Annotated in this window: 10 protein-coding genes; 1 reads left to right on the top strand and 9 read right to left on the bottom strand. The window is 64.3% G+C overall.

Annotated elements, in window-relative coordinates; all coding sequences use genetic code 11:
• Nucleotides 1-86 precede the first annotated feature (86 nt).
• From HB724_RS02245 to HB724_RS02205, 9 genes are all read right to left on the bottom strand, one after another.
• Complete coding sequence (locus tag HB724_RS02245; protein WP_213979273.1) at nt 87-344, bottom strand: acyl carrier protein; 258 nt, start codon at nt 342-344, stop codon at nt 87-89.
• Between the two features lie 26 nt (nt 345-370).
• Nucleotides 371-2,257, bottom strand: a complete 1,887-nt coding sequence (locus tag HB724_RS02240; RefSeq protein ID WP_213979272.1) for an HAD-IIIC family phosphatase — start codon at nt 2,255-2,257, stop codon at nt 371-373.
• 1 nt (nt 2,258) lies between these two features.
• Nucleotides 2,259-2,948 (bottom strand): hypothetical protein, encoded by a 690-nt coding sequence (locus HB724_RS02235; protein ID WP_213979271.1) that lies wholly within the window; start codon nt 2,946-2,948, stop codon nt 2,259-2,261.
• 30 nt (nt 2,949-2,978) lie between these two features.
• Nucleotides 2,979-4,808 (bottom strand): HAD-IIIC family phosphatase, encoded by a 1,830-nt coding sequence (locus HB724_RS02230; RefSeq protein ID WP_213979270.1) that lies wholly within the window; start codon nt 4,806-4,808, stop codon nt 2,979-2,981.
• An 88-nt stretch (nt 4,809-4,896) separates the two neighbouring features.
• Nucleotides 4,897-6,630 carry a class I SAM-dependent methyltransferase gene (locus tag HB724_RS02225; protein WP_213979269.1) on the bottom strand — a complete coding sequence of 578 codons (1,734 nt, stop codon included), beginning with the start codon at nt 6,628-6,630 and terminating at the stop codon, nt 4,897-4,899.
• A gap of 50 nt (nt 6,631-6,680) precedes the next feature.
• Complete coding sequence (locus tag HB724_RS02220) at nt 6,681-7,577, bottom strand: methyltransferase domain-containing protein (RefSeq protein WP_213979268.1); 897 nt, start codon at nt 7,575-7,577, stop codon at nt 6,681-6,683.
• A 113-nt stretch (nt 7,578-7,690) separates the two neighbouring features.
• Nucleotides 7,691-8,836, bottom strand: coding sequence for a polysaccharide biosynthesis/export family protein (locus HB724_RS02215; RefSeq protein ID WP_213979267.1), 1,146 nt, complete (start codon nt 8,834-8,836; stop codon nt 7,691-7,693).
• Nucleotides 8,836-10,233, bottom strand: a complete 1,398-nt coding sequence (locus tag HB724_RS02210) for a glycosyltransferase family 1 protein (protein WP_213979266.1) — start codon at nt 10,231-10,233, stop codon at nt 8,836-8,838. The genes HB724_RS02215 and HB724_RS02210 overlap by 1 nt, the downstream gene beginning before the upstream one ends.
• Nucleotides 10,230-11,480, bottom strand: a complete 1,251-nt coding sequence (locus tag HB724_RS02205) for a glycosyltransferase family 1 protein (protein WP_213979265.1) — start codon at nt 11,478-11,480, stop codon at nt 10,230-10,232. The genes HB724_RS02210 and HB724_RS02205 overlap by 4 nt, the downstream gene beginning before the upstream one ends.
• Before the next feature lie 119 nt (nt 11,481-11,599).
• Between HB724_RS02205 and HB724_RS02200 the strand changes: the two genes are divergently transcribed.
• On the top strand, nt 11,600-12,262 hold the full coding sequence (locus tag HB724_RS02200; RefSeq protein ID WP_213979264.1) for an ABC transporter ATP-binding protein: 663 nt from the start codon (nt 11,600-11,602) through the stop codon (nt 12,260-12,262).
• Nucleotides 12,263-12,463 lie beyond the last annotated feature (201 nt).

Genomic DNA, 12,463 nt, shown 5'->3' with positions numbered 1-12,463 from the left:
CTCCTCCGCCCGGAAAACGATGATCGTCCGGTATCCGCCGGATCGGCCTTGTCCGGGATCGCCGGCGACCCGTACAGTCCTCCAATTCAGGCGATCGCGCTTTGGCCGTCCCGCCTTGCCCCGATCAAGGCGACGAGATCGCCGACCGAATGCAGGCCGTCGATCTCGCGTGTCCTGAAACGAACACCGAATCGCTGCTCGACCGCGATGACGATTTCGATGTGTTTGAAGCTGTCCCAGCCATCGACATCGTCCGCGGTCAGTTCGGGCGCGAGCGGAACCTCGTGCAGGAAGGCGTCGCTGAAGATCTCGGCGAGGATCGGGTAAATCTCGGATTCGGTCATCATGCTCTTCTTTCGGCGGAATGGGCTCAGGCTTCGGTCACCGTCAGGAAACTCTTCGCCGGCGTGAAGCCGGCAAGATCGAGGACCCAGCGGCTTGCACCATCGTCCCGGGTCTCGATGAGCGTGAAGCCCAGGCGAGCGTAATGATCCTTGACCATGCCGTTCCTCGCGGTCGGCAGATATTCGCCGATGAGCCGCCGCCCGCCGAGTTTCAGGGCGCGCGCCGCGATCAGGTTCAGCGTGGCCGATTCAACCTGGCGGCCGAGGACACGGCAGGACATCAGCCAGCTGTCGATCAGGACATCGCCATCCTCCTGAAGCTCGCCGATCACGACGGCGATCGTGCCATTGTCGCCGAACCGATCGGTCAGGCGCAGCTGGAGCCCTATGGCGCCCGGGTCGGCCATAACCGCCCGGATCTCTTCCTCGGCATAGCGCCGGGTGGTGAGATTGAACTGGTTCGTCTTGTTGATGAGCTGGACCGTGCGCCGCAATCCGATCGTGTCGAACGGCTTGACGGTTAGCTCCATGTCCAGGCTTAGAAGATAGCTATCGAGATCGGTGGCGGAGGCCTTCACCGCTTCGCGGCCCCGATTGTCCTGATACTGCGCGGTGCGCGCGCGATCGTCCTCGGTGACCGCTATACTCTCGAAATAGCCGCCGTCCTCGAGCGCCCGGATGGAAGCGATCGGCTCATCACTGGTCTCGGGAACGGCGACCATCGGCAGTTCCTGGCGCACCAGCGCGCGCTCGACGGGATTGTCGTCGACGAACACCAGGCTGTCGAGCCCGATGTTGAGGTCGGTCGCGATCGCCTTGAGATTGGCGGGTTTGTCGGTCCAGTTGGCGACGAAGCTGGCGATGTCGGCGCGCCGCAACGTCATGTCCGGATGGGCATCGAACGGCTCGAGCGCGGTGGCCTCGTCGTTCTTGGAGCAGACGGCGAGAAGGACGCCGCGTCGGACCAGATCGCGGACATAGCCCTGGAATGCCGAATAGGCTTCGCCGAGCGGGCTGCCCTGGCCAAGAACGATCCCTGCCATTCCATCGTCTCCGATCACGCCACCCCAGATGGTGTTGTCCAGATCGAGCACGAGGCATTTGAACGAGCGGCCCTGCTGGGCGGCCAGCAGGCGGCCCAGGAGATCGCCGAACATCGGGGCGGCCGCCGGCGAAACCTCCTGTTTCGCGCGATACCACAGGTCAGGATCGAACCAGGCCGCGAGACCGTCGCGCGCAGCGCGGCCGTCGAGCGCCAGGAGATCGACGCCGGTGTCTTCGGCGAGGCGGCGCAGATCGCGGTTCAATGCGTCGATGAAATGCGCGGCCGAGGCCGGGTGGCGATGCTCGTTGAGGCCGATCAGGCGCGGATGCACCGGCAGCGGCGTCTGGTGGATCACCGGGCAACGAAAGCTCTGCCTGAGGAGGCGCCAGCATTCGGCGATATGGGCAGTCCGCTCGCGCAGATGCGCCTCCAGATCCTGGGCCGTGGACAGGCCGAGGCAAAGATGGTGCGCGTCGAGCGCGAGCAGGACGGTGTCCGGCCGGAACGCGTGGAGGGCGGAGGCGGGATCGGCGAGTTCCTGCAGATACTGGCCATAGTCATTCTCGTAGATGTCGATCCATGTGCCGCGCCGCAGCCCGGCGACCCGGATCGCGCCATGCAGATGGGTCATGGTGCATGTGCCGAGCAGCGCCAGCCTGATCGGCTTGGCGGCCAGCCCCGCCGGGAGCGCGGCGCCGAACAGCGCGCGCACGGTGGCGTCGAGCGCGTTGGTCTGCATGGCATCCATCCGCAGATTGGCGAGCGCGACCGCTTCGGACCATGCCTGCGGCGAGGCTGCGGATTCCCGCAAGGCTTTCAGCCGCGGGCGCCACGATGGATCGTCGGGCAGCCAATGCAATCCGCTCATCCTACCGGTCCTGATTAACGAGCTGCCAGGCTTGCATCATCGCTTCCAGCCACTGCGCCCACGCGCATTGCATCTCGAACCAGCGCGGATGTCCTTCCCAAAGGAGGCCGTTGACCCTGGCTTTGAGCAGGCCGTCCTGGACGCGCTCGACGGCGGGTCCACCCGGCTCGTCGACCACCCAAAGCAGCCAGCCGGGTCCCAGTTCGCGCAGCGCCAGGGCGATGGTCCGGGCGGTCTGCTCCGGCACGTTGGGCGCCGACTTTATGACGAAGATCTTTTCGCCAAGCGCAATATCCTCCTGGAGCTGCCGCCGCAGAAAGGCGAGGTGCCTGCGGATATTGACCTCGATATTCTCTTCTTTCGGATCGCCTTCGAAAATGAAGGTGTGTTGCCGGAGCGCGTAGAAGCGATCGACGATGATCCATTCCCGTCGCGGCTGCTGCCTGTCGAGTTCGACGGCGAGGTCTTCGCCAAGGTCCGCGAAATTGGTCCTGAGGCCGTGCAGGATCATGTCGGCCTTGGGGTTGGCCCATCGGAAGATGCTGATCGGCTCGGCACCGAAGTGACGCTGGACGAAGCCAAATTCGCAGTCGTTGCCAAAGCTGGCGAACTGCATCGAAAGCTCCGCCGGCTCCATGCCAGTGCGTGCCAGGCACCCTGTCCTGATGTCGTCCTCGATATTCCGGATCATATCATTCCCCCCTGCACTCGCCGCCCGCGCTCAAGCGCGCAGCAGACGGTCGCTGTCTGCGGCAACGTCGAATCCGGTTGTCGTGATCCAGGGCGGCATCGCGCAGGGCTGGTGTGCCCGAAAGACGGGCCCCTCGCGCCTGTAGCCCAGCGCCTCGAAATAGGCATGGCAGGTGAAGTTCCTGCCCGTATCAACGATGCGGCCGATCGCGAACGGAGCCTGCCGCAGGGCGACCGCGGTAGCCTGCCGTCCAAGGACGATCTCCGCGCCCAGCCCGAAAACCCGGCATGAAAGCAACGTTTGGACGATCTCGCCGTCCTGGATGAGGCTCACGCCGATAATGCCGTTGTCGACATTCCTGTCCTTGAGGCTCGCCACCAGGCAAATGCCCGTTCCGCCCAGGAAGGCATGGAAGTCCGGCAAGGTCCAGCGCTTGCCGGTCGTGTTGAACTGGTTGGTCTTGTTGATGAGCTCGAAGGCGCGCACCGCTTCGGGCGACAATGGATCCTCGACGCGGACGATGTCCTCGGAAAGCGAAAGCGACGCCAGCCACTCCTCGCGGCTCCCCGTCGGCTCCAATTTCGCCGCTTCGCGCGATGCGCGGGCGCGGACAAGCTCGGTCCTGCGGCTCGATTCAGCAGTGATCGTGTGCACTTGCGTCTGCGGGGCGCAAAGGATGGTTCGGCGCCAGTCGTGCGGGCGGCCGCCGAGTACGCGGATATCGGGGAGGCGCGCGACAACCTCGTCCAGTTCCCGGGGATTATCGTCGATGAAGAGGGTATTGCCCGCGAGAATATTGGTTTCCGCGATGATTTCGGCGATATTTTCCGCCTTGGATTGCCAGTTGATACGGATCGCCGAGAAATCCTCCTCGACCAGGGCGCCATGCCAGATCGCGCGCAGCCGCTCCAAAGTGCTTTCCCTGTCATTCTTGCTGCAGATCGCCAGCAGCCCGCCGCGGCGTTTGAAGAAGAGCAGCGCTTCCACGAAGCCGATCGGCCACCCTTCCGTTCGCGCCCAATGCGGCAAGTCGGAGTCTGCGGCGACACCGCGCCACAAGGTATCATCGAGATCGACGACGATGAGCTTGACGGGATCGTCCTGCCGGATGACGGCAAGCGCAGTGGCCATGCTGCCCCAGAAGAGCTCGGCGAACGCCATTGAATAAGCGGGATAGTCGAAGAAGTCGGAATTGGGCGCCGGCACTTCAAACCTGTCGCGGTCATATTCGGCCATTGCTTCGCTGATGACTGAACCATGCAGCGAGCCGGCAACAGCATCGTCGTGGAAATTCATCCGACCGGCCGCGTTGGCGAGATCATTGATGTCCAGGAAATAGAAATTGGGCCGGTTGCGAACCAGCGCGGCAAAGCGGCGGTTGAGCTCGCGCATGACCGCGCGCGGCGCAGTCGGCCCATAGGGGTCGATCAGCGTCCCGAAGTAGTTGAAGCTGGGCTCGAGGAAGGAGGCGACGAATGATGGCAGGCCGGCCAGAGCCGGCTGGAGCGCGTCGAGCCTGCGGTCAATCAGCGCCGAACAACGCTCGAGGAGTTCCTCGGCCTGGCTCTCGTCCTGCAGCCGCGCCAGCGCCATATCTGCGGCTCCGAAGAACAGGCCGGTGGCGTCGCTGACGATGTGGCGCAGGGTCAGGGACACAACCGCAGCATCGAAGTTCCCGGTTGCCACCGCCGGAATCGCGGAATGTCGTAACGATTCCATAAGCTGATGGTGTGCCGTATGCCCGAGCGACGGCGCAGCCTGGGCGATACTCTCGAGCTGGCAATTGCCAAGGAGCAGAAGATTGAGGCCGGGCCGCACGCCCTTGGCCAAGTCCGGGAATGTTGGAACGGATACGTCCATCGTCTTCGACCTTGCCTTGTCGCTGCTGGCCGGCGCAGGTGTTCGCGGGCGCCGGATGGTCCATGAGAAATTCCGGGACAATGCCGGGTCAGACGTGGGCGTGGAAGACCATTCTGTTGTCGTAGTAGAACCTGTTGGCGACCTCGACGCGCGAGAAGCCTACTTCCTTGCACATCGCGATCACGGCGGCCTCATTGGGGCCGAAGAAATTCGACCCATCGCGGTTCAGCGTCGCGCCCGGATAAAAAATGAGCGCCGGTCGATCGACGTCGAGTGCGTCGACCACCGTTTCGATGATGGCCGTACCTCGGCAGAGCGCGCGCACCTTCGCCAGATAACCGAGCGGATCTCTCGCGTGATAGAGGACGCCGAGGAACAGCACATAGTCGAACGTCCCGTGCACGGCGGGGTCGAGTTGCTCGACGCTCGCGTTCAGGGGGACGACGCGCGATTCCAGTGCCGCGTGGGCGAGACGAAATCCACCGCCGTCGAAAACGCCCTGCCCGTTCCAGCAATAGGAATCCGACGCCACCACTTGCGCGCCGCCGCGTCGCTCGCATTCGAACGAGAAGAAGCCGTCCCAGGCGCCGACGTCCAGGACGGACTTCCCGCTGAGATCCTTCGGGAGCCCGAGTGCGGTCAGCTTATAGGGCGAATCGTCGCCGCCCGGGGTTATCAGCCCATCCCCCAAGTCGATACGGTGGAACCACTCGCGCGCCTGCACCGCCTGTCCGAGCTCGCTTTTAGCCATCGTCTGATCCACGATCATATCCTCATTTCCGGTGATTGTTGCAGCATGCTCCGGCGAACGGAGCGCGGCGGCGGAAACCGTCTTTTCCGCGACGAAGAAGTAGGAGAGCCCGAACTTCCCGACCCGCTCGTCGGGACTGACCTCGAGGAGCTGGAAGCCTTCTTGCGAAAGCAGTGCGAGTATTCGGGATTGCGGCACGCAATGCAGTTCGCCGGCTGTGTCTCGGCCCTCGCCCGAGAGATAGGCGTCGATGCCGAATTGATAATCGTGAAGGTAGCACGGCACCTGAAAGGCCGCGACGCCGCCGGGCCGTACGCGGGCAAGGAAGCACCGAAGCATGTCGAGCAAGAGCGGCGGCGGCGCATATTGCAGGGCGGATACCGAATAGAAGATGTCGGTCTCCGGCGGATCTCCGTCATAGTCCGTGATGGAGAGCGCCCGGGGGCTCGTTCCGCTCCCGGGAGCTTGCGCACGCTCCGCGAGCGCGAGATCGGATTCGACCAGTTCCACGCCGACGAGATGCGGCGCGGCCTCGCGCATGCGAAATGCCTGGGCACCAACAACGGTGATCGTCGCGTCGACAGGACCGGCCCAGCCAAGGCGGCTTAATGTTCCGAGAAGATCGGTCGCCTCGATCTTGCCGCGTTCCAGCGTCTTCTCGAGGTTCCATCTTCCGCTACGCTTCGCAAAATGGTCCACGCCTTGACGGAGCCACTCATCATATCGGCCGAGACCCTTAGCCTTCCAGGCGTCCATCGTGGCATGGCGAAGCGCCTCAAGCTGCGCGGGAGATGCGTCGAGTTCCAGCGATAGCTGACCTTGAAACGTCCGCATTGCCGCCGCTGCCTCCGCAACGCGCTGACGACTGGCCTCCGCGCAGGTCGAGACGGTTTCCACGAGATCCCACAGATCCGGCGAGTTGCCGATGTGGAACCCCGCCATCGAGGCGCTCTCGAGCTCGCGTCCCAGAAACAACCGATATGCGCGCGCCACGTCGGATATCGTCGGCCGCCGCTTTCCCGGCCGCTGGTCGGCCTCGGCATGCTCGGCAATCCCATCCTGGGTGCTCATCTCGGAGGTTCTCCAGCGGAAATCAGAAAAGGTGGAATGGCGACCTTCACCTAAAGCGTCTCCGTCATGTCGAGCGCCTCGGCCGGATAGCTGCGGTAGAGCCAGCCTGGCAGCTGGCGAGCCATCGGCCCGGTGTTCCGCTGCCGGGTGAAGAGGTACTGACCCAGATCGGCCGCGCGATCGCGCAACAGCGGCTCGAGCCGTTCGACGCTGACGAAATCGCCCGCCCGGTTGGGATGCACGTCCGCGGTGAAGAACAGCTCCTCGCTGAAACCGCAGTAGCGCAGGAGGTGGTGCAGCTCGTGGCGATTATATTCCCGGTTGTGCCGGCCATAAGGCCCATAGCCGGAATAGGGATCATAGATGTTGCTGCCCGCTACGAGGCGCGCGACGTTCTCCAGCCGGGCCACGTTGGGCGTCGTCAGCACCAGCCAGCCATCTTGCCTAAGCACATGCTTGACGCGCCTGAGCGTCGCTACCGGGTCGTTCAGCATGTGCTCGATAACTTCGCAATAGAGCACCAGGTCGAAGCTGCTTTCCTCGAAGGGCAGATCGGCCTCCTCGACGTTCACATTGTGATATTCGAGATCATATCTTTCCACGGCTCCGTCCGTGGCTGACACGGCGAGCGATTGTCTCTTCTTGTCAGCTTCCCCGCCGAAATAGTTGACCAGCGTGAGCTGCGCCTCGGGCCGGAATTTCTTCAAGAGATAAGTCAGGAAATATGGGTTGGCACCCACTTCGAGAATCTTGAGCGGGCCAGGCGGAACCAGCGAGAGCGTGTGGAGGAAACGGTCGCAATCCTCCCGCGCATAGGCGTCGAGTTCACCCGGACCGGCGCCGTCGATGGAAAAGCTGGTGAGAGCGGCGAGTATCTCATCCCTGCCAAGGCCATCGGGAATCGGCAGCTCGGGCTGTCTTGCTCTCGGGTCGATCTGCGCGTTCATCCGCAGTTCTCCTTCTTGTGCTGGAGGTCGATGCGGAGGAAGTCCGCTGACCTCAGGTCGGGGTTCGCGAGGGGACGTGTCACGCCCGAAGACGGTCGAAAGGCCAATCAGCTTCACTGGCTCAGCACCTTCGCCGTGTAGAACGGCGAGAAGAAGAGGCTCAGCACCTGGATCGCCTTGGTCGGGATATTGGCGCCGGCGTTGGCGATATAGATGACGTCGCGTGGCCGCATCTCGAAGCGCTGGGCGAGAAAGTAGCTCTCTGGCTGGCGCATGTTGAGCTTGTAGGCGACCGGACGCGAACCGGCAGCGGGCGACCCGTCATATTCGGCCGGTTCATAGCGGAAGACGAAGATCGCAGCGGGATCGGCGCGCTCGTCGCTGGGCCCGCCGCTCCGGCCGATCGCCTCGATCAGGGAGACGCGCGGGCTCTGGAAGGGAATCTCCGAGACCTTGCCGGTCGCGCCGAGCACGGTGAAGGTGCGCGGGCGGAATGTCACCGAGATACGGTCCTGGGGCAGAAGACGAAGATCGTCTTCCGATCCGGGTTCGATCGCGCTCAGCGGCTCTTCCGCGGCACGTTCTGCCCGGTTGATCTTGACGACGCTGTCGAGGCTCGGGTTGGCGGATCCGCCGGAGATGGCGATCGCGTCGAGCAGGCGCTCGCGCGCGAGCGTCAGCGGAAGCCGTCCGGGCTTTTTCACGTCGCCCTGTACGATGATGGTGTTGTTCACATTTTCGCGGATGGCGACCATCACCTGCGGATTCTCCGAATTGCGCCGGTAGGCGGCGCTCAGCTCTTCCGCGAGCTCATCGGGTGTCTTGCCTGCCGCGACGACGTGGCTGGCCCAAGGGATCGTGATGTGCCCGTCGCGCGCCACGGTCACCGGTGGCAAGGTCTCGCCGCTGCTCGAACCCGTCGACAGCTCAGCCGTCGCGCCGGCACGCGAGCCGAAGAGCGGTGCACCTACCTCGTAGATCGCAATCTGCAGCACGTCACCCGGACCGATCGTGTCGACAAACCCATCGACAGCCAGCGGCGCAAGACGCCCCTTCCCCGTCGATGGCGAGGCGGAGATTCTTTCGAGCGCAGCCGCGTCGACATCGACGAGATCGAAGTTGTCGAGGCTCCTCTGTGCCCGTGAGATCTCGGCCGAGGTAGGTCCGCTGGTGGGCAAAGTCGCGCAGCCCGCCAGAGCCAGCGACGAAGCGAGCAAGGTGGCTACCGGTTTGACGTTGGCGCGATGGGTGCGCGGCATCAGGTAAGTTCTCCGCTGAGGGTATTTGGAGTCTTCGGAAAGATGCTCGCCCGGCCAGGTCGCGGGGCGTCGTGGATGAGCTGCTTGTGGATTGCGTCAATGCGCGCGCGATATTGCGGCATGGTGAAATCGAGTGCGCGCAGCCCCCCTGCGGACTTGAGGTCGGACCGCAATCGCTCGTCTTGATCGAGCGCCAGGAGCGCGCGGCCGATCGCATCGACGTCATAGGGATCGATCATGACGCCGGCTGCGCCGACGATCTCCGGCAGTGCGCCCTCGGAGCCGTAGATCAGCGGGGCGCCGGCGGACATGGCTTCGAGGGCGGGCAGGCCGAATCCCTCGTACAGCGATGGAAAGATCACGGCGCGGGCGCCGGCGACAAGTTGCTCCAGGTGTTCGGTCGGAACGTAGCCGACGCGCCGCAGCCGGCCGGCCTGGCGAGCGCGCGCCGCCCCGTCCCCGTCGAGGAGCTGGAGTTCCTCCGCGGCGCCCCAGGCGTCGGGGCCGGCGATTACGAGCGGCGTGTCGAGGGCTGAGGAGAGATATCCTTCGATCAGTCTGCCGACATTCTTCTTCGGTTCGATTGCACCGAAATAGAGGAAGTAGCCGCCCGCCTCGAGATTGAAGATCGCCCGAAGGTTGCGAGCGAGTTCCTCGTTGGATCGCTCCGCCCCGCGGTGGGGCGGAAGCGCCTGGTAGGTGTTGGTAACGTGATCGGGTGCGATGGGAAGGAAGTTCAGGATGTCCGAGCGGGAATGCTCGGAGACCGTGAGCACATGCGCCGCGTGCGCAATGCAGGCGTGGAGGAGGCGCTCGTGGTAGCGCTTGTCCTCGAGGCTCAGAAAAGGGAGCCGCAGCGGCACGAGATCGTGGATGGTGTAGACGTTTCTGCTGCCGACCATCCTCACCGGGACCGGGTATGTCCAATGCATGATCTCCGGCGGCTGCGGCACGCTCACCGGCATGAGGCGACCGAACCGGCGAAAATAGCGCTCGCCGAGTGTGAAAAGAGCATTGAAGGTGAACAGCCGGTCATAGGCGGGAACCCGCTGCGCGAATCCCTTCCGGATGACCCGACCTGAGGCCGGAACCTCGACGAGTTCGCGCACGCCCGGCCGAAGAAGGAGGCGACGGATCTTCCGAACGGTTGAAGCGCGCGGCGCCTGGCCGGTCGGGGCCTGCGTCTGGGCGAGCGCACTGAAGAAGAGGGTTTCGCGCTGCTCCGGCGGCGCGGATGCCGGGACATTGAGCCCGTAGACGAGGTCGACGGGCCGGCCGAGTTCATGGCAGGCCTCGGCGAGCGAGCGCGCATAGGTCGCGACCCCGGTTCCCTCACGCATGCCGAGATTGAACCCGTCGACTCCGACGCGAATGAGGGCCTGGCCGTGCGTCGTCATCCGCTTGCTCCAGTTGCGCCGGAGGCAAGCGCACTCGCGTAAAGGGCGCGCAGGCGGCGCGCGTAGAGTTCGGGCGTGAACCTCCTCCCGCGGCTGAACCCGGCGGCGCGCAGACGCATGCACAGTGCGTCGTCCTGGTCCAGCCGGCTGATTGCCTCCGCGAGCGCCGCTGCGTCGAAGGGGTCGACCAGCATCGCGGCCTTGCCAGCGATCTCCGCAGCAGCCCCTTTCGAGGAGGTGAGCACGGGACAGCCCAGGGTCATTGCCTCGACGATCGGCAACCCGAACCCCTCTGCGAGCGAGGGAAAAAGCAAGGCGCGCGCACGGCGCATCAGCCCGATCAGCTCGTTGCGCGGTACCCAGGCGATGCGCCGAACGTTCGGCGAGGCGCGCAGTATCGCCTCCAGCTCTTCCTCGCCATCGACGGCAGGTCCGACGATCACCAGGGGCAAGTTCGACCGGCTCTCGGCGAGCGCTCGCGCGAGGCGTGCAAGGTTCTTGCGACGCTCCACGCGACCGCAGAAGAAGAAGTAGCGGCCGGAGCGGAGGTCCGACGGGAGCGGCGGGTCGGACTGGAGCGGCGTTTCGATCGCCTGATAGGTGTTGGTGACCCTTTCCGGGCTGAGGCCGAGGTGCTCGATCACCAACTGCCGCACGGTCTCGGAGACGGTGACGATGCTGTGTGCCTGATCGGCGATACCGCGCAGGATCGACCGGTGCCGTGTCGTCGGGATCGGCGTCAGATGCGGATGCGCCAGAGGGATCAGGTCGTGAACAGTGTAGAGATTCTTCGCCCCCACGACGTAGATCGGTGTCGGGTAGGTCCAGTGCATGACCTCCGGCGGGCGATCGAACGTGACCGGTAGCGGGCGTCCGTGAATGTTGAAGAAGACCTGCGCCTCCTTAAAAATATCGCGCGCGATCCACTGCGTCGGCGCCGGCGTCGCGCTCGGTTCCACGGCCACCGCCGTGCGCCCGGATCCCCGCGCAGCGGAGAGCCACCGCGCGACACGCGAGCGCGGATGGGGATCGAACTGCCGACCGTCATCGAGAATGAGCGGCTCCGCGCCAGCGGCCGCCAGGCAGTCGGCCAGCACCCGCGCATAAGTCGCGACCCCGGTGCCGGACTGATCGTTCAGCATCCGGCTCTCCATGCACACTTGCACGGGTGCGCCGCCGTTCAGCGTGCCGACGTGACCCACGTAATTCGGGTCGTAGAGCAGACGCAGCCGCTCGACATTGGACAATGGTGCAGTCATTTGGGCAAAGACCCGGCCGACGCTTGAGCCGCTGGCGCTTCGGCATATTTGCCTTGACGGTTATCCGGATCACCGGAGAATGGCGTCTCCAATAAAGGACTCGTGCGATGATCCGTTTCAACAATGTCTCGATGACGTATCACGCGCGAAATCTCCGCAAGACGGTACTGCGCAAGGCGAGCTTCAGCGTAAGACCTGGCGAGGCGATCGGAATTTGTGGCGCGAATGGCGCCGGTAAATCGACGCTTCTGCGGCTGCTTGCCGGCGTGGAAATGCCGACTGCGGGACGGATCGATCGCCGCATGACGGTGTCTTGGCCGATCGGCTATTCGAGCGCCTTCCAGGCGAGCCTGACAGGCGCCGACAATGTCCGATTCATCGCTCGGGTCTATCGGCGCAAGGTCGAGCCAATGCTGGCTTTCGTTGAGGATTTCGCGCAGCTCGGCCCCTATTTCCGCCAGCCGGTCAAGACCTACTCGTCGGGAATGCAGGCCCGCCTCGCGTTCGGGATCAGTCTGGCGATCGATTTCGACTGCTATCTCGTCGACGAGGTCACCGGCGCGGGCGACGAGCGTTTTCGTGATCGCTGTCACGCCGCGCTGACCGAGCGGCGGCGCGAGGGAACGCTGGTGATGGTATCGCACGACCCGCAGACGCTGTTGAGCTTCTGCGAACGAGGAGCCGTGCTGAACGACGGCAAGCTGACCTTCTTCGACACGATCCAGGAAGCGATCGACGTCCATCAATGGCACCAGCGCCGGGCGGCCTGAGCCGTTCGCGTTCAAGAGATACCCGATCATGCGGCAACCCCGAGGCTCGGTATCGAGCAGACGAAGTTGCGCGTGCTGCCCAAGAACGGAGTTGCCGCCGTCAAACTGCGATCGCCTTTCGCAGGTTCGGACTGCAGCAGACGTGGCACATCGAATCGGCGGGACGATGACGGCTGGTGGCGCCGGGCTCGATCGGGTTGG

The organism is Sphingomonas sp. dw_22 (assembly GCF_018449795.1).
Lineage (GTDB): Bacteria > Pseudomonadota > Alphaproteobacteria > Sphingomonadales > Sphingomonadaceae > Sphingomonas.
Note: the sequence above shows the minus strand (reverse complement) of the source record. Positions and strands in the feature narration are given on the sequence as shown.

Excerpts from the sequence above, each read along its gene's own strand:
- HB724_RS02215 (WP_213979267.1), bottom strand. The coding sequence starts at position 8,836 with ATGCCGCGCACCCATCGCGCCAACGTCAAACCGGTAGCCACCTTGCTC.
- HB724_RS02225 (WP_213979269.1), bottom strand. The coding sequence starts at position 6,630 with ATGAGCACCCAGGATGGGATTGCCGAGCATGCCGAGGCCGACCAGCGG.
- HB724_RS02230 (WP_213979270.1), bottom strand. The coding sequence starts at position 4,808 with ATGGACGTATCCGTTCCAACATTCCCGGACTTGGCCAAGGGCGTGCGG.
- HB724_RS02240 (WP_213979272.1), bottom strand. The coding sequence starts at position 2,257 with ATGAGCGGATTGCATTGGCTGCCCGACGATCCATCGTGGCGCCCGCGG.
- HB724_RS02210 (WP_213979266.1), bottom strand. The coding sequence starts at position 10,233 with ATGACGACGCACGGCCAGGCCCTCATTCGCGTCGGAGTCGACGGGTTC.
- HB724_RS02220 (WP_213979268.1), bottom strand. The coding sequence starts at position 7,577 with ATGAACGCGCAGATCGACCCGAGAGCAAGACAGCCCGAGCTGCCGATT.
- HB724_RS02200 (WP_213979264.1), top strand. The coding sequence starts at position 11,600 with ATGATCCGTTTCAACAATGTCTCGATGACGTATCACGCGCGAAATCTC.
- HB724_RS02235 (WP_213979271.1), bottom strand. The coding sequence starts at position 2,948 with ATGATCCGGAATATCGAGGACGACATCAGGACAGGGTGCCTGGCACGC.
- HB724_RS02245 (WP_213979273.1), bottom strand. The coding sequence starts at position 344 with ATGACCGAATCCGAGATTTACCCGATCCTCGCCGAGATCTTCAGCGAC.